This window comes from Pseudomonas sp. YL2 (assembly GCF_023063025.1).
Taxonomy (GTDB): Bacteria; Pseudomonadota; Gammaproteobacteria; order Pseudomonadales; family Pseudomonadaceae; genus Aquipseudomonas; species Aquipseudomonas putida_A.
Window position 1 is genome coordinate 165,427 of the sequence record NZ_JAJSLU010000008.1, and the last position, 17,332, is coordinate 182,758.

Genomic DNA, 17,332 nt, shown 5'->3' on the forward strand with positions numbered 1-17,332 from the left:
TCAGAGGCCGCTAATTTTCTTGGTAACTGCGCTCGATCAGGATCTTGGCCATTTCCAGATCAGCCTGAGTACGCAGGCTCAACTCCAGATCACCGGTACCCCAGTGACCGATATAGCGCACATCGCGACTGAACCCCTCAACAAGCTCAACCGAATCGGGATCGAGTTTGAGATAAAGCTGCAAGCGCTTGGACTGCACTACCAAGCTGGCGAAGTTTTTCAATCGGCGGTAGGCCACATAGAGTTTCAAGTGCTTTTCTTGAACGTCATCACCGAGCGAATGCAGGTAGCTGTTGGTTTGCTCAAAAAGCTCAAAGACTTCATCCGTCGTCTGAGCGAGTTGTTCCTGCCAGCTCTTGTCCTTTCCAGCAGTAGCGAGTTTGCTTGGCTCAGTCTCTAGAGACTTGAGAGCAACCGAGGGCTCTGCAGCGCTTACGGAATTCACCAGCTCAAGCAACAACAGGTCATCAGCAAACAACTTGTAGCGAATCAGCTCGATATTGCGCTGAATCAGCTGCACGGCGTGCTGATCGTAGCGGGTAAAATCCGCCGCGATACAAAGCAACCGCGTGCCACCCCACTCGATCTGCTCGGCAGCGTCCTTTCCTAATTTCTCCATCACCAGCCAACGAAACTCCGCTTGGTGATCGAGTAACCAGTCGAGATAGAACAAACCCTGATTGATCACGTTTTCATTGCTGTGTCGTTTGTATTCGACGATGACCGGACAGCCATTCTCATCGAGGCCCAAGGAGTCGATACGTCCCTTGTGAGTCTTGCCAGTAGCGTATTCCGAAGCGAGAAAACGCACGCCAAGAAAGGTTTCCATATGCATTTCGAGCAGGGTTTGCAGTTGCTTTTCCACAGCGACTGCTCTGCCCGGAAGCTCACATGCACCATTGGCCGAACCCAAACGAAAGAGCTGAATATCGCTCATCCAAATTCCTTTTCAGCGATCAGCCTTGAGGGTAAAAAACGAGATCTGCAAAAGTCTTGCTAAGAAATCGAAATTCCATAGAAGTGCTACTGCAAAAAAATAACATTTGACGACAAAGTGTTTCGGAGCGATATTGCCTCGCCACCAATCAAGTAGCAGCGCTACTGACGAAAATTGGGGGTGCGGCAGGCTGCAACCTGCCGCGAATGCGTTAACTGACCAGTTAGGAGAGCCAAAGCCGTGCGACTGTATCAAATCACCTATGGCGGGGGTAAGCCGCAAGAGTGCCCATCCCTGTTCGAGCGGATCAAAGGTTACGGCACCTGGTGCCAGGCGATGGATTCCACATGGATTATCGTCACCCAGGAAACCGCAGTTCAGATTAGGGACAAACTTCGTGATGTGATGGAGAGAGAGGATGGCCTGCTGGTTACTCGCCTGCACGGAGAAGCAGCCTGGAAAGGGCTGCCAACCGAAGTAACGCAGTGGCTGAAAACCTGAGCGTCATACCGCACCGTTTAAGACCGTGCGCCAAGGACGGCGATTCTACTTTGAGAGCATTATGCCAACCCGATTATGCATATTGAGTGACGTGGCGAATGTCCGATCTGGCTACACCTTCCGAGGAGCGCTGGAAAACAACCCGGACGGCGGCATCAAAGTCCTGCAAATAAAAGACTTGCGCCAGCGTGCAGTGATCGAAGCCGACTCGCTGATTTCAGTCAACTGGGAGGGGAGTAAAAACCCTCCGCTTCTGGAAGAAGGCGACATTGCCGTAGTCGCTCGGGGCGATAGCAACACCGCCGCTCTATATAAAGGAGGGCAACGTATCGTGGCGACTAGCCAATTTTTCATTGTCAGCCGCAAAACGGCAGAAATCTCACCGGAATATCTGTGCTGGATGATCAACCTCCCACAAAGCCAACGAAGCCTCGAACGAAACGGCAGCAGCATTCAGGCCATCAGCAAAGCATCACTGATGAGCATGCCTATCCCGTTACCGTCGCTGGAAACCCAGGCAAAGCTGACCAATTTGCAACGCCTCTGGGATGAAGAAGATCAATTGATCGCCCAGCTTCATACGAATCGAGAACAAATGCTCCAGGGCATTTATCAGCAACTTATTAAGGAATGACCATGAGCGGCAAAGTAAAACAGGACGACATCAACAAGGCGCTATGGGCGGCTTGCGATATCTTCCGCGGCACGATCAGCGCCGACACCTACAAAGACTTCATCCTGACCATGCTCTTCCTGAAGTACATCAGCGATGTCTGGCAGGATCATTACGACACCTACAAAAAGCAGTACGGCGATGAACCTGAACTGATCGAAGAGATGCTCAAGAACGAGCGCTTCGTGTTGCCGCGTGACGCCAGCTACTACGCGCTGTACGACAAGCGCCATGAACCAGGGAACGGCGAGCGAATCGACCAGGCCCTGCACGCTATCGAAGAAGCCAACGGCACCAAGCTCAAGGACGCTGGCAAAAGCGTGTTCCAGGACATCTCCTTCAACACCGATCGTCTGGGTGAAGAGAAGCAGAAGAACACCATTCTGCGTGACCTGCTGCAGGAGTTTGCCAAGCCTGAACTCAACCTCAAGCCGTCTCGCGTTGGTAGCCTGGACGTGATTGGTAATGCCTACGAATATCTTATTAAGAACTTCGCAGCTAGTGGTGGACAAAAGGCTGGAGAATTCTACACCCCACCGGAAGTTTCCGAGCTGATCGCGGAACTGCTCGACCCACAGCCGGGCGATACAATTTGCGACCCTGCCTGTGGTTCGGCATCATTATTGATGAAATGCGGCCGTAAGATACGTGAACACTACGGCAGCAAAAATTATGCGCTGTATGGTCAAGAAGCAATCGGATCCACTTGGTCCCTTGCTAAGATGAATATGTTTTTGCACGGCGAAGACAATCACAAGATCGAGTGGGGCGACACGCTGCGATATCCGAAACTACTCGACCAAAATCATCAGTTGTTGAAATTCGATGTTGTTACAGCTAATCCACCGTTCTCGCTGGACAAGTGGGGGCATGATGCTGCTGAGCATGATCAGTTCGGCCGATTTAATCGCGGTATTCCTCCAAAAACAAAAGGCGACTATGCATTTATTTCGCACATGATAGAAACCTTAAAGCCAAAGACGGGCCGAATGGCGGTAGTTGTTCCTCACGGTGTTCTCTTCCGCGGATCAAGTGAGGGGAAAATTCGTAAAAAACTGATTGAAGAGAACCTTCTCGATGCCGTAATTGGCCTGCCGGAAAAACTCTTTTATGGCACAGGAATTCCAGCCGCGATTTTGATTTTTAACAAATCCAAGACTGATAAAACGGTGCTTTTTATCGATGCAAGCCGTGATTTCAAATCGGGTAAAAATCAAAATATTCTTGGCGAAGAGAACATCCAAAATATCTTGCTTACCTACCGCCACCGCATTAATTCAGAAAAGTATAGCCACCGCGCCAGCCTAGAAGAAATCCAGGAAAATGATTACAACCTCAATATCCCTCGCTATGTAGATACCTTTGAAGAGGAAGAAGAAGTTGACTTGCACTCCATACGCAACGAGAGACAAAAACTCAAATCAAAACTGGCCAAGCTAGAGCTTGAAATGGACGACTATTTGAAGGAACTTGGCTATGGTGCCTAATGGATGGCTCAAGGAGCGCCTTGGAAACGTCGCCTCTTTCAAAAATGGACTTAATTTCACCCGTGATGATCGTGGTGAAATCGTAAAAATAGTTGGCGTAGGTGATTTTAAAGACTTATCTGAACTTAGAAACACTTCACAACTTGATCATGTTCAGATTTCTTGCAAGCTACGAGATGACGAATTACTTAAAAGCGGCGATTTATTATTTGTCCGTTCAAACGGCAACAAAAATCTAATTGGAAGATGTCTATTTTTTCCAAAAATCGAAGAAAAAATTGCTTATTCTGGATTCACAATTAGAGGTCGTGTAAATACAAACAAAATCCTTCCTCAGTACGCTTCGTTTTTAGTACGCTCATCATTTGTAAAGCGCCAATTTGCAGAGGGAGGTAATGGGACCAACATTTCCAACCTTAGCCAACAGGTCTTAAGTGAGGTAAGTTTTTATTTGCCCCCCTTGCGCGAGCAAGAAAAAATTGCAAGGATAATTTCCACATGGGAAGAATCAATTCAAAACACCGAAGCTCTAGTACAAAACAGTTTAGAGACAAAAAAATCTTTGATGTCAACACTGTTGACAGGAAAAAAAAGACTCCCGGGCTTTAACGAAGATTGGACAGAGTTAAAATTTGGACAGGTATTCAAAGAACGTATTGAATCAGGCAACTCACATCTTCCGCTATTATCGATCACTTCTGAGGGAGGGATAATAAGTCGTGCTGATGTAGGTAGAAAAGACACGTCTAACGATGACAAATCAAAATATCTAAAAATCTGTCCAGGTGACATTGGATACAACACAATGCGCATGTGGCAGGGTGTTGCCGGCCTTTCGAGAGTAGAAGGCATCGTTAGCCCAGCATACACGGTACTCATACCACAGGCAGACGTAGATCCATTATATACGGCATACTTATTCAAGTTACCGGCGCTAATACATATATTTTACCGTCATTCTCAGGGTATGGTCTCGGATACATGGAGCTTAAAGTATTCAAACTTCTCTAAAATCAAATGGGCCATGCCTGCAATAGAAGAGCAAAGAGCAATCTCATCTTTACTTGCTATAGCAGATAATGAATTAGCGATCTTAAAAGATCAACTAGCTTATTTAAAAAATGAAAAGTCCGCCTTGATGCAACAACTTCTGACAGGCAGACGCCGTGTTAATGTCGAGATTATTTAATGGCCAATAGTGATCTCTTCCTATATAGCACTGAAGATGGCCGAGCACATTTCGTCCTACATGAAATTGGGGGGCAAGCGTGGCTGACTCAACTTGAATTAGCTGAGCTATATCAAACCTCAAAACAGAACATCAGCCTGCATGTGCAAAATATTCTGGCTGAGGGAGAGCTTTTGGTCGAGGCAACCGTCAAGGAAAACTTGACAGTTCAAACAGAGGGTAAGCGCCAAGTAAGTCGCAAACTGGCTCATTACTCACTTCCTATGATCATCGCCGTCGGGTACAGGGTTCGATCCGCTCGAGGCTCCCAATTCCGTCAATGGGCCACGCGAACCCTGAGCGAGTACATGCTCAAAGGCTTCGTGATGGACGACGCCCGTCTGAAGGAGCCCCGGTGGGATTACTTCGATGAACTGCTGGAACGCATCCGCGACATACGGTCGTCGGAGAAGCGTTTCTATCAGAAGGTTCGTGATCTGTTCTGCCTGGCCGAGGACTATCGCGCCAATGAGCAAGACACCGCACGGTTGTTCGCCGAGGTGCAGAACAAGCTGTTCTTTGCCGTAACCGGGCATACCGCTGCCGAACTGATCGTACGCCGCGCCGATGCCAGCGTGCCGAACATGAACTTGCTGAGTTTCAAGGGCGACCGCGTGCGCAAGGCCGATGTGGTGATAGCCAAGAATTATCTGAATGGCGAGGAGCTGGATCAGCTCAATCGCTTGGTCAGCATGTTCCTGGACTTCGCTGAACTGCGTGCCAAGCAGCGCCAACACCTGAAACTGGAAAACTGGCGGCAGTACATCGACAGCTTTATGGCGTTCAACGAGCAGCCGTTGTTGCGCTCGGCCGGCAGTGTCAGTCACGAACACATGAAGCAAGTCGTGCATGAGCGATACGAAGACTTCGATCAGAAGCGCCGAAAAATAGAAGCCATAGAAGTCGACACTCAGGAACTTCAAGAACTGGAAGACCTGGAAAAACGCTTGCGTAGCAGCAAGAAGCCCCAATGAATTCAGTGCCACACAAGGAATTGCCCGGATGATTAGCGGCCCGAAATTTCAGGAAGAATACAGCGCAAAATTGCCTGCGCTGACCCTGCTCAGCAACCTGGGCTGGGGCTTCTTGTCGCCAGAACAGGCGCTAGCCGCCAGATCCGGCAAAACCGATGAAGTGGTACTGCGTGACCTTCTTCGCGAACAACTGAGTAGACGTCGATTCACGTTTGCGGGTAACGAATACCCGTTGTCGGCAAAATCCATTGATAACCTCGTCAGTGAGGTCTGCAGCCCCGCTCTGAATGAAGGACTGCAAGCGGCCAATGAAAAGCTCTACAACCACTTGCTGTATGGCATTTCGGTGACAGAGTTCGTTGATGGTAAGCGGGCGAATCCGACCATTGCTTTGATTGACTGGCAGGATCTGTCCAACAACAGTTTTGTCTTCACCGAAGAGTTCCGCGTGCTGCGCAGCGGTGGAGTGGATACTCGGCGGCCGGATATCGTTTGCTTTGTTAACGGTATACCGCTGGTGGTGATTGAAGCCAAGCGCCCTGATGGTCACGCCAAGAAAGGCCCGACCATCGATGCCGGGATTTCACAAAGTCTGCGCAACCAGCGCCATGATGAAATTCCACGACTATTTGCCTACAGCCAACTGCTGCTCTCGATCAATGGCAGTGACGGTCGCTATGCAACGTGCGGAACCGATCAGAAGTTTTGGGCAGCCTGGCGCGATGAAGATCTCGGCACGGCCAAACAGCACGCCATCAAGAATCAGCCGCTGAGCGCTGAACAGAAAAACGCACTGTTTTCTCATCGCAATCCCGATGACCTTACTTGGTATGAAGGATTATTGGCGGGTGGAGAGCTGGCAGTGACCGGGCAGGATCAATTGTTGATTGGTTTGCTATCCCCTACGCGATTGCTGGAGATGACGCGTTACTTCACGTTGTTCGACCAAAAGGCCGGCAAGATCGTCGCGCGCTATCAGCAGGTTTTCGGGATAAAGCGATTGATCGAACGCGTCCGTCTCAAGCGCAAGGACGGCGGCCGTGAGGGAGGGGTGATCTGGCACACCACGGGGTCAGGCAAATCCTTCACCATGGTGTTCCTGAGCAAGGCATTGATACTTCACGACGACCTTAAACAATGCCGAATCGTGGTGGTGACCGATCGCATCGACCTGGAAAACCAGTTGAGCAAAACCTTCGCCTCAAGTGGTGAGCTCTCCGGCAAAAGAGACTGGGTGTCTGCCATGGCGACCTCGGGCACTCGCCTCGCCGAACAGATAGGTCGCGGTCATGAGCGCATCATTTTTTCGCTGATCCAGAAATTCAACAGCGCCACCAAACTGCCGGAATGCATCAATACCAGCTCCGACATTATTGTGTTGATCGACGAAGGTCACCGGAGCCAGGGCGGTGAGAACAACATCCGCATGAAACAAGCGCTGCCGAATGCAGCATTCGTGGCGTTCACCGGTACGCCACTGTTGAAAAAAGATAAAACCACCAACAAGTTCGGCCCCATTGTTCATGCCTACACGATGCAGCGAGCGGTGGAAGACAAAGCGGTCACGCCACTTCTCTATGAAGAGCGTAAACCTGATCTGGATGTAAATGACCGGGCAATAGACAGCTGGTTTGCACGCATTACCGAAGGTCTGACGGAAGAACAGAAGACAGATCTGAAGCGCAAATTTGCCAAAAAACAGCGCATCTATTCCGCTGAGGACCGTATTCGGCTGATTGCTCTGGACATCGCCAACCATTTTGTGAAAAACGTCGATAGCGGTCTCAAAGGGCAGCTCGCCTGTGAAAGCAAGGCTGAGGCAGTCAAGTACAAGAAGTATCTGGACGAGGCCGGTTTATTCGAAAGCGCTCTCGTGATGAGTCCGCCGGACAGCCGTGAGGGCAATCTGGAAGTCGACGAGTCAAACATTCCGGAAGTGACCCAATGGTGGAACAAGAACGTTGGTAGCACTAACGAGCAGACCTATACGAAACAGGTGATCGAGCGCTTCGAAAAGGATGATTCGCTCAAACTTTTGATCGTTGTAGACAAACTGCTGACCGGATTCGATGAACCAAAGAACAGCGTTTTGTACATCGACAAGCCGCTTAAAGAGCACAACCTGATTCAAGCCATTGCTCGGGTCAACCGGTTGCACCCACTGAAGAAGTTCGGCTTGCTGATTGACTATCGCGGCATCCTCACTGAACTCGACACCACGATTCAGAAGTACCAGGACTTGGCATCGCGCACCCAGGGCGGCTATGACATCAATGACATCGCCGGTCTTTACGATCCGATGAGCAGCGAGTACAAACGCCTGCCCTCTCTCTACAAAAGTCTGTGGGCAATCTTCGCCAACGTTAAAAACAAGGCTGATATCGAGCAACTGCGTCATGTGCTGGTGCCGAGGATGCAAGAGCTTGATGGCGAGTTTGTAGATATCAATCTCAAGGTCCGTGAGGATTTCTACGATGCTCTGACCGAGTTCGCCTCTTGCTTGAAAGTAGCGTTGCAGTCGGCTTCATTTTTCGAAGACACCAGCTTCAGCGAGGCGGATCGAACGCACTACAAGGAAACCCTCCAACAGCTTTCCAGTTTGAGAATGCTCGCCAAGCAAGACGCGGGCGAAACCATCAGCTACGACGAATACGCCGAACGGGTGCGTAAGCTGCTGGATAAACATGTGGTCGGTGTAGAGGTGCGCGAACCCAAAGGCACATATGAAGTTGGCAGAATGGGGCAGAAACAGCCTGAGGACTGGCCTGAGGAAAAAACCCGAAACGAGACTGACATCATCAAGACTCGGGTGAGCAAGATGATTGAGCAGGATCTTAAAGACGATCCCTATGCTCAAGAGGCCTTTTCCAAACTACTGCGACAGGCTATCGAGGAAGCAGAAAAGCTCTTCGATCACCCACTCAAGCAGTACATGTTGTTTCATGAATTCGAACAACAGGTGCAATCGCGCAAACTGGATGAGCTACCGGATGCGTTTGCGGGTAACAAACATGCGCAGGCCTACTACGGCGTGTTCAAGAAAACTCTGCCTGATACGTTTGCAGCACTCGATGCACAAGCTCAGGACATGTGGGTCAAGCTAGCCTTCAGCCTGGAGGAAATGGTTGCAGCGTCCGTTGCCGAACACTCGATTAATCCGCAAAACATTGAAGCGGATATTCGCAAGAAACTGCTGCCGCTGATGTTCAAGGAGTGCAAGGCAATCGGTGCTGGAATGGACCAAGCGAAAGTCATCGTCGAAACGGTGGTTCAGATCACTCGCGTAGGACTGGGAGCTGCATGAGCGTCCCCATCCTTCTGCCGGAAGCTCATGGACGCGCTGCAAAACACTGCCTTAGCTTTCACTACGCCGACGAACTCATTGTCGTGGAGCGCGCACTCAAAGCACGAAAAGTGCCGCGTCTGCTGATCAAGGTCGACCCGGACTGTCGAGTATCGGTACAGGCACCTGCCAGCGCGAACGATGAAGAAGTGCTGCAAGCGTTGAAGAAACGCGGGCGTTGGATCTACCAACAATTGAGGCAATTCCGAGCCAATTCGGCGCACGTGACACCGCGCCAGTACATCAGTGGAGAAAGTCATTACTACTTGGGCAAACAACACGTGCTCAAGGTGATAGAGGCCCCTGCTGATGTTCCGCAAGTACGCTTGCTGAGGGGAAAGCTGGAAATCTCTGTCAGGCATAAGAAGGCCGAGACTGTGCGTGAGCATCTCAGAGCCTGGTACAGGGTTAGGGCTCGTGACGTGTTCAGCCGGCGTCTACAAGCTGTACTTGAGCAAACCCTATGGGTCGTGGACGAGCCGCCTTTACGTATTCAGACGATGCAGACTCAGTGGGGCAGTTGCTCACCCAATGGTCGGATCACCTTGAATCCTCACCTGGTTAAAACGCCGCGTGAATGCATTGACTACGTAATTCTGCACGAGCTCTGCCATATCGCAGAACACAATCACAGCGAGCGGTTTTATCGACTGATGAGACAGGTCATGCCGCATTGGGAAAAAGTCAAAGCCCGGCTGGATGGCATGGCCGCCCTCGTTCTCAGCGACTTGGCGCGAGTTGAGGAAAATTAGGTGAACCCAATCAGAGTTGAAAGCCGCAGGTGCGGCGGTCACTCCGTCGTCCAGTCAAACTCGTCGTAATCGTCGTCTTCCTCTTCTTCTCCAGCCTCCTCAAAAACCTCGTCCTCTTCCACGACGTCTTCTTCCGACTGGTTCAGCAGAAACTCCTTGCGCGCCTCGGTAATCGCGCGCCGCATCTCCTCGCCCTTCTGCGGGCAGTTGAGGAGTTGGGCGATGCGGTCGATTTTTGCTGCCACTTTGTTCTCCAGCGCTTCAGCCATGGCCCGATAGTGCGCGTTTTTGCCGGGCAATGCCAAATGGCTGGGCGAACAGACGGTCAGTTCTGGCGGATTTTTTCGAGGCGCCGGTCGAGGTCCGCGCCGGGGTAGCGTTTGTGCAGGTTGTTGTATAGCGCGTCAGCGGCTTGCGACTGACCGGAGTCGCGCAGGCGCAGGACTTCGCGCAGTTGCGTGTCGAGGCCGTTGGCCGGGGCGGCGGCGCGTTTGCCGAGGCTGGCTTCATCGGCGCTGATCGAGTCGCTTTGCATCGGCGCGGCCATTTCCATCATCGGTGCCGGCGCGGGCATGGCCGCAGCGGGCGGAGCGGTCAGTGATTGCGCTTCGGGGGCTTGCTTGCGCGCCAATGGCGCAGCCGGTTTGGCCGCCGGTGCGAAGTCGAATTGCGGTTTTGGCTCAGGCGCACGTTGCACCAGCGACAGCATCAGTGCCACACCGACCACGCTGGCGAATGCGACCTGCCAACGCGGTTTCTGACAGGCCCGCAGCCAGCGTTGCCACAGGCCTGGCTTGGGCACGGGTGTTTCGCGGTGAGCAGCATTGAGGATGAACGCATCAAGGTGCGCCGGCGGTTCAACATTGTGCTGTTCGCGTACATGTTTGATCACAGATTCTTCGGGTGTCTGGCGGGCGTCAGTCATGTCAGTACCTCCTCGGCCAGCAGCCGACGCAGTTTTTGCTGGGCGTAGCGCAAGCGGCTCTTGACGGTTTCCAGCGGTGTTTCGGTGAGGCTGGCGATTTGTGCCAGGTCGAGGTCGCCGTGGGCACGCAGCAGGAACACTTCACGCTGGTCGGCAGGCAAGGTTTGCAGAGCGCTTTTCAGGCGCTGGCTGTCGCGGCTGAGGTTCAGTAATTGTTCGGGATCATTGGTCTCGTCGCCAATCGCATGCAGCTGTTCGTCGTAGCTGTCGTGCAGCGGCTGATGTGCGCCGTGTTTGCGCCAGTGATCGATCAGCCGATTGCGCGCAATCTGGAACAGCCATGTACGAAACGTCGCCCGGCCCTGTGGCTGACTGGTGCTGCGGATCAGGCTCAGCCAGGTGTCCTGAAACACTTCGTCAGCCAGTTCAGGTTTGCCGCTCAATCCAAGCAGAAACCGATACAAACCCTGACGATGGCGCGCGTACAGAATCTCGAACGCCGCGCCGTCGCCCTCGCGATAACGCGCCAGCAGCGTTTCATCGCTGCTGGCGGCCGCGCTGTCTGGCGTAGCAAACAGCTGACTGATGAAGCCTTGCAAGCGGCTCACTATTCAATCCGTCGCTCAGTGGGCATCGCATTCGATGCGGTTGAGGCGCGCAGGCTTTGCGCCAGTTCCACCAGTTGCACGAACTCGTTGCGCAAGCCGAAGCGGTCCTCGCCCCTAGCGCCACGGGCCAGGGTTTCGGTGTCCTTGAGCCTGAAGTCGCCGGTGTAGCGGGCGTCCTTGAGCTGCTGGGAAAACGCCGCCACCGCCGCCGCGAAACGCAGGTCCTCACTGGCCGGTGCGAGCTGATTGGCAATCGGCCGCTCGATCAGCAGACTTTTCCCACCTTCGGGCTGTTGATAACGCACACGCAGCATCGCCAATTCTCCATCCTTCGCAGCAACCACCTTCTCCGATTTACCGTAGCGCAGCGGTTCCAGCCAGCCCTTCTCACCTGTCGGAACAATTTCATACAGCGCGGTCACCGTGTGTCCTGCGCCGACTTCACCGGCATCGACTTTGTCATTGCTGAAATCCTCACGCTTCAAGGTGCGGTTTTCGTAGCCAAGCAGGCGATATTCACTGACCTGCGCCGGGTTGAATTCCACCTGCAATTTGACGTTTTTTGCCACCACCGCCAGGGTCGAACCGAGTTGATCCACCAGCACTTTGCGCGCCTCGCGCAGGTTGTCGATGTAGGCGTAGTTGCCGTCGCCGGCGTCGGCCAGTTGCTCCATCACGTGTTCATTGTAGTTATCCACACCGAAACCCAGGGTGGTCAGGGATATCCCGGTTTTGCGTTTATCCACAGCCATTTGCTTGAGGCTGTCGAAGTCGCTGACGCCGACGTTGAAGTCACCGTCGGTGGCCAACAGGATGCGGTTGATGCCTTTGGGAATGAACGCCTGCTGCGCCATTTGATAGGCCAGTTCGATGCCCGACGCGCCAGCGGTTGAACCGCTTGCGGTCAATTGCTCGATGGCTGTGCGAATTTTCGCCTTGTCGCGTCCGGAAGTCGGCTGCAGCACCACGCGGGATTCGCCGGCATACACCACCAGCGACACCCGATCCTCCTCGCGCAACTGATCGACCAGCAGTTTCAATGTGCTTTTGACCAGTGGCAACCCTTCGCGGCGATCCATCGAGCCGGACACATCCACCAGAAACACCAGATTCGCCGGAGCCAGTTCCGCCACAGCCCGGTCGGAGGCCTTGATGCCGATGCGCAGAAGGCGGGTGTGCGGATTCCACGGGGTGACGGCCAGTTCGGTGGTTACGCCGAAGGGCGAGCCATCGCTGGGCAGCGCATAGTTGTAGGGAAAGTAATTGACCATCTCTTCCAGCCGCACCGCACCTTCCGGAGGCAGGCGTCCCTGATTGAGCAGACGCCGGACGTTGGCGTAGGCGCCGGTATCGACGTCGGCGCTGAAGGTCGAAACCGGAGATTCGACCACGCTATGGATCGGATTATCGGCCAGGGCCTGATATTGCTCGCGCTGCTCGTCGCGATAGCCTTGTGGATAACTTTCCGGGGCCGGCATCGCCGCGAAACTGGCAATCGACATCGCACGTGCGCTGCGTTTGGGCAGCACACTGTCGGCAGCGAGCGCTTCATGCTCAATCGATGCCTGTGGCTGGGCTGGCGCCGGAACGGCAGCCGATTCGGGATTGGAAGACACGCCGCAACCGGCGACGGTCAACAACACACCGACGGCAACGGGTCGCAGAAAAGGCAGGGAGCGGGACATGGGGGCTGACCTCGGGATGAAAGTGATCCATTCATCCACTGAGACGGGCAGCCCTTTCAGATCGGGTTAAACGCCGCTGAAAATTTTTTCAGCGGTGATAACGCCGTACCACGCTGCTGTTTCGCAGTACGTGGCCTTTGATTTTGTCCATCAGTTCGGCGCGGGTCAGGCCGGCGGGCAAGGCGTCCGGGGCCAGATCCAGGGCGTAAATCTGAATGATGTAGTGGTGGGCGCTGTCGCCAACCGGTGGGCACGGCCCGATGTAATGGGTGGTGCCTTTACTGTTGGTACCGCCCACGCCTTCAAGACTGGATTTGGCGCCGACGCCGGCCGGGATCTGCCGGGTGGTGGCCTTGATGCCGTAGTGAATCCAGTGATCGACGCCAGCACCTTTCTGACCGTCCGGGTCGTGCATGACGATCGCGTAGCTCAGGGTGCCGGCAGGCCCGGCGTTCCAGGCCAGTGCCGGGGACTGGTTCTTGCCACCGCAACCGGTCGCATCGCTCGCGGCGGCCGAGGTGAACAGACGGTTGTCCGAGACACCGGGGATGTCGAGGGTAAAGCGCTCGGCCGCCTGCGCCGGAAACTGCACGCAAAGGGCGACGGCGACGGCCGCCAGCCAAGGGTTGAGAGAGGTCAATCGGGTCATTCCGGGAGTACCTTGTGCAGTTGGGCCTTCGTCGGCCTGCAAACTATAGCTGTACCGTTCGTACCTTGGCAGTGGCAATTGGCTGAACCTCGCACGGCGGCGCAAACTCGTAAGAGAAATGCCTGTCAGGAGCACGAACATGAGCCTGCACCGTGTCGCCCGTGTCGCCGATGTCCCCGAAGACCGTGGCCTGCAAGTCGAAATCGGCGAGCGCAAGATTGTCCTGCTCCACGCCAATGGCCAACTGCGTGCATTTCAGGGCGAATGCCCACACGCTGGCGCGCCATTGGCTGACGGCGCGTTGTGCAACGGACGCTTGATCTGCCCGTGGCACAAAGCCGCGTTTCGCGTCGAAGACGGCGCGCTGTGCGAACCGCCGGCCCTCGACAGCCTCAAGCGTTATCCGCTGGAACTACGCGGCGAGGAAGTCTGGGTCGATGACCAGCCGTTAAACGATGCGCACACACCGCCAGAAGATGACCCGCGTACATTCGTGATTGTCGGCGCAGGTGCAGCCGGGACGGCGTGCGCGGCCGCATTGCGGGAGAAAGGTTTCGGTGGTCGGATCATCATGCTCGACCGCGAAGCGGATGCCGGTTACGACCGCACGGTGCTGAGCAAATTTGTCCTCGCCGGCGAGATGTCGGCGCAGGAAACCCCGCCGCTGCGCGATGAAGATTTTTATCAAGAGCAGCGCATCGAACGCCAGCAAGGCACAATCACTGCCATCGACGCCTCAGCGAAAACCCTGCATTTGCACGACGGCCAATCCCTGCGCTACGACGCCGCAGTGCTCGCCACCGGCGCCGAGCCGAATCCGCTGCAACTACCCGGCGCCGACCTGCCGCAGGTGTTCGTCCTGCGCTCGAAAGCCCAGGCCGAACAGATCATGCGCACCGCCAACCCCGAACAGCGGGCGCTGATCATCGGCGACAGCTTTATCGCCCTCGAATGCGCCTCGGCCCTGCGTCAGTTCGGCCTCGACGTCACGGTCATCGCCCGCCATGCGATTCCGTTTGCCGCGCAATTTGGCGAAGCGGTGGGCAAGGCGATCCGTGCGCTGCATGAACAACACGGGGTGAAATTCATCACCGATCACGAAGCCCGGGAAATCACCGGTGACGGCAAGGTCGAGGCGGTGTTGCTGGACAACGGTTTGCGCATTTCGGCGGATCTGGTGCTGGCGGGGGTTGGCGTTCATCCGGCCACAGAAGCGTTCGCTTCGCTGCCAAGGGAGAAAGACCGGTCCCTGCGCGTCGATGCCGGTCTGCGGGTCTGCGAAGGTCTATGGGCGATTGGCGATATCGCCACGTTCACCCTGAGCGGCCAGCCGCAGCGCATTGAGCATTGGCGCCTGGCCCAGCAGCACGCACGCATCGCTGCCGCCAACATGTTGGGTGCCGATGAACATTATCTGGATGTGCCGTTTTTCTGGACCTGGCACTTCGGCAGGAACTACGACTACCTGGGCCACGCCAGCCAGTGGGATGAAATCGAGTTCAAGGGCGAACCCGAGCATCCGCCCTTCATCGGCCTGTTTGGCCACAACGGCGTGGTGGTTGCCGCTGTGGCTTGCGAGGAAGAGCGAGCCATGGCGATGCTGGCCGAACGGATAAAGCAGCCGCTCACCATGGAGGAGGCTTGGCGGCTGATTCGCAGCTGAACGCTCGACGATGTGGAAACTCAGGTGGGCCGATTTATCGGATCACGGTTTGCGTCATCCTCGGCGTGCAGGAAGATCACCCGGGGATGTTCCAGCGGCGCCAGCGGTGGCGGCAATTCCTCCGTTTGCAGCGGCCGGAAGTTCAGCACCACATGGCTGATATCACCTTCCTGGTCGTTGTGGATGGTCATCACCCCGGGTGTGCGCAGCTTCTCCAGGCGGTCATCGCACAGGCGGAAGCTCTTGCTCAGCCCTTCATCATCGACCACCGGTGCCGGCAAACGACGCTGGGCGAAACTTCTGCTTTTGCGCTGTTGATAACGCGCCCAACCAATCAGGATCACTGCGTTGACCAGCGCCACCCACAGGTAGATCTGCAACGTACCCAGAGCCTCGAATGCCGAATTGTCGATGCGTGGCCCACCGGCGTGGGTCTCGATCAACGGCCACAGTCCGCGAATCAGCAGAAACAGCAGGCCGACCCAGGCCAGCACGGTGAGGACCACATCGACCACCACCAGGAAGGGCCGCTGCCGGGTCCGGATGATTTTCATTTGATGACCTCCTCTTCGTCGTCGCCGACCGGTTTGATACCCCGGTCAGGGCTGACCCAACGCGCACGCTTCTGGTGTTGACCAAACAGCACTTTGGGGAAACTGACCAAGGTGGTGAGCAGGCTGACCAGCCAGAACGCGATCGGATACCAGACCACCCAGAACATGGTTCGGCCCAGACCCGGCTCGTAGCGCCGGTCGATAATGATGCTGACCGCGAATTGCACCAGGCAGACGAACGCCAGCAACAGGCCGGTGAACGCCGGGGGCATCAGGTGATGCACGGCAATCGATTCCGGCATGACCACGAACTTGCCGACGCCCCAAAAGATCACCGACAGCAGAAAGGTGAAGGCCCAACCGGTCGACAGGCAGTACTCGAACAGCAGTGGCCACAAGTAACGATGACGGTACTGCCAGATCCCGCGAATGTTCTTGAACAGCACCTCGGCACCGCCCTGGGCCCAGCGCAGGCGCTGCTTCCACAGACCGCGCAAGGTTTCCGGCATGAGGATCCAGCACAGCGCGCGCGGCTCGTAGAAAATGCTCCAGTGATCGAGTTGCAGCTTCCAGCTGATGTCGATGTCTTCGGTGATCATGTCCGGGCTCCAGTAGCCGACCCGGTTCAACGCGGTACGGCGGAACGCGACGATCACCCCGGACACGGTGAAGATCCGCCCGAACACCCGTTGCGTACGCTTGATCAGACCGATGATCGACGAGAACTCACCGACCTGCACCCGCCCGACCAGGGTCGAACGTGTGCGAATCCGTGGGTTGCCGGTCACTGCGCCAAGCCGCGCGTTGTCGAGCATCGGCGCCACCAGATAGGCCGCCGTGTTCGGCGCCAGCAGCGCGTCGCCGTCGATGCACACCAGATATTCGCTGCGCGCAGCAATCGCACCCATGCGCAGGGCCACAGCCTTGCCCTGGTTTTCTGCCAGATGCAGCACCCGCAGGCGTGGGTCTTCCTGGGCGAGCCGGTCGAGCACTTCGGCGGTGTTGTCCTTGGAGCCGTCGTTGATCGCGATGACTTCGATGTTCGGGTAGTGCTGGGCCAGCGCCGCGTGAATGGTGTCGGCAGCGTTTTCGCCTTCGTTGTGGCAAGGGATCAGGATCGAGATCAGCGGCTCGCCTTCCAGTGGCGGCGGCAAAGTGTCGTCCTTCCATGGCCAGTGGCGTTCCCAGTGCAGCCAGAAATACAGGCCGCCGGCAATCCACAGCCCGGACATGAACAACGGGTAGAAGAACACGAAGTCCATCAGGAATTGCCCGGTGACCAGGAAGATCAACCCCAGCGGCACGCCGAGGACGAGCGCCAGAACAAGCAGGGCTAACAGTCTATCCAGCATG

The 17,332-nt window shown here is 55.2% G+C and carries 16 protein-coding genes; 8 read left to right on the forward strand and 8 right to left on the reverse strand.

Annotation, left to right across the window (positions count from 1 at the left end):
* Nucleotides 1–10: 10 nt before the first annotated feature.
* On the reverse strand, nucleotides 11–937 hold the full coding sequence (locus LVD08_RS14135) for a DUF5655 domain-containing protein (protein ID WP_247268436.1): 927 nt from the start codon (nucleotides 935–937) through the stop codon (nucleotides 11–13).
* Nucleotides 938–1,177: 240 nt separating this feature from the next.
* Here LVD08_RS14135 and LVD08_RS14140 point away from each other — a divergent pair, with 240 nt between their 5' ends.
* The 7 genes from LVD08_RS14140 to LVD08_RS14170 all read left to right on the forward strand — a co-directional run bounded on the left by LVD08_RS14140 (nucleotide 1,178) and on the right by LVD08_RS14170 (nucleotide 9,895).
* A complete protein-coding gene (locus tag LVD08_RS14140) occupies nucleotides 1,178–1,438 on the forward strand; it encodes a hypothetical protein (protein WP_247268437.1) in 261 nt (86 codons plus the stop codon).
* A gap of 61 nt (nucleotides 1,439–1,499) precedes the next feature.
* A complete protein-coding gene (locus LVD08_RS14145) occupies nucleotides 1,500–2,072 on the forward strand; it encodes a restriction endonuclease subunit S (RefSeq protein WP_247268438.1) in 573 nt (190 codons plus the stop codon).
* A 2-nt stretch (nucleotides 2,073–2,074) separates the two neighbouring features.
* The gene (locus LVD08_RS14150) at nucleotides 2,075–3,598 is read left to right on the forward strand and encodes a type I restriction-modification system subunit M (RefSeq protein WP_247268439.1); all 1,524 of its coding nucleotides are present in this window, start codon (nucleotides 2,075–2,077) and stop codon (nucleotides 3,596–3,598) included.
* Nucleotides 3,588–4,787, forward strand: a complete 1,200-nt coding sequence (locus LVD08_RS14155) for a restriction endonuclease subunit S (protein ID WP_247268440.1) — start codon at nucleotides 3,588–3,590, stop codon at nucleotides 4,785–4,787. The genes LVD08_RS14150 and LVD08_RS14155 overlap by 11 nt, the downstream gene beginning before the upstream one ends.
* Complete coding sequence (locus LVD08_RS14160) at nucleotides 4,787–5,800, forward strand: virulence RhuM family protein (RefSeq protein ID WP_247268441.1); 1,014 nt, start codon at nucleotides 4,787–4,789, stop codon at nucleotides 5,798–5,800. The genes LVD08_RS14155 and LVD08_RS14160 overlap by 1 nt, the downstream gene beginning before the upstream one ends.
* Nucleotides 5,801–5,828: 28 nt before the next feature.
* Complete coding sequence (locus tag LVD08_RS14165) at nucleotides 5,829–9,104, forward strand: type I restriction endonuclease subunit R (protein WP_247268442.1); 3,276 nt, start codon at nucleotides 5,829–5,831, stop codon at nucleotides 9,102–9,104.
* The gene (locus LVD08_RS14170) at nucleotides 9,101–9,895 is read left to right on the forward strand and encodes a M48 family metallopeptidase (RefSeq protein ID WP_247268443.1); all 795 of its coding nucleotides are present in this window, start codon (nucleotides 9,101–9,103) and stop codon (nucleotides 9,893–9,895) included. Before LVD08_RS14165 ends, LVD08_RS14170 begins: the two co-directional genes overlap by 4 nt.
* Before the next feature lie 38 nt (nucleotides 9,896–9,933).
* Here the strand turns inward: LVD08_RS14170 and LVD08_RS14175 are convergent, their stop codons facing one another.
* The 5 genes from LVD08_RS14175 to LVD08_RS14195 form a co-directional block, all read right to left on the reverse strand.
* Entirely contained in the window at nucleotides 9,934–10,164 is a 231-nt protein-coding gene (locus LVD08_RS14175) for a hypothetical protein (RefSeq protein ID WP_177416184.1), read from the reverse strand.
* Between the two features lie 56 nt (nucleotides 10,165–10,220).
* A complete protein-coding gene (locus LVD08_RS14180) occupies nucleotides 10,221–10,820 on the reverse strand; it encodes a hypothetical protein (protein WP_247268444.1) in 600 nt (199 codons plus the stop codon).
* The gene (locus tag LVD08_RS14185) at nucleotides 10,817–11,398 is read right to left on the reverse strand and encodes an RNA polymerase sigma factor (protein WP_223849608.1); all 582 of its coding nucleotides are present in this window, start codon (nucleotides 11,396–11,398) and stop codon (nucleotides 10,817–10,819) included. Before LVD08_RS14185 ends, LVD08_RS14180 begins: the two co-directional genes overlap by 4 nt.
* Nucleotides 11,399–11,427: 29 nt before the next feature.
* Complete coding sequence (locus LVD08_RS14190) at nucleotides 11,428–13,113, reverse strand: vWA domain-containing protein (protein WP_247268445.1); 1,686 nt, start codon at nucleotides 13,111–13,113, stop codon at nucleotides 11,428–11,430.
* Between the two features lie 88 nt (nucleotides 13,114–13,201).
* Nucleotides 13,202–13,762: a YbhB/YbcL family Raf kinase inhibitor-like protein gene (locus tag LVD08_RS14195; RefSeq protein WP_115988485.1), complete on the reverse strand. Its 561-nt coding sequence runs from the start codon at nucleotides 13,760–13,762 to the stop codon at nucleotides 13,202–13,204.
* A gap of 139 nt (nucleotides 13,763–13,901) precedes the next feature.
* Here LVD08_RS14195 and LVD08_RS14200 point away from each other — a divergent pair, with 139 nt between their 5' ends.
* Nucleotides 13,902–15,425 carry an FAD-dependent oxidoreductase gene (locus LVD08_RS14200; RefSeq protein ID WP_247268446.1) on the forward strand — a complete coding sequence of 508 codons (1,524 nt, stop codon included), beginning with the start codon at nucleotides 13,902–13,904 and terminating at the stop codon, nucleotides 15,423–15,425.
* 20 nt (nucleotides 15,426–15,445) lie between these two features.
* Here LVD08_RS14200 and pgaD read toward each other — a convergent pair whose 3' ends face one another.
* Both pgaD and pgaC read right to left on the reverse strand, forming a co-directional pair.
* On the reverse strand, nucleotides 15,446–15,979 hold the full coding sequence (gene pgaD, locus LVD08_RS14205; protein WP_247268447.1) for a poly-beta-1,6-N-acetyl-D-glucosamine biosynthesis protein PgaD: 534 nt from the start codon (nucleotides 15,977–15,979) through the stop codon (nucleotides 15,446–15,448).
* Entirely contained in the window at nucleotides 15,976–17,331 is a 1,356-nt protein-coding gene (gene pgaC / locus LVD08_RS14210) for a poly-beta-1,6-N-acetyl-D-glucosamine synthase (protein WP_247268448.1), read from the reverse strand. Before pgaC ends, pgaD begins: the two co-directional genes overlap by 4 nt.
* Between the last annotated feature and the right edge of the window lies 1 nt (nucleotide 17,332).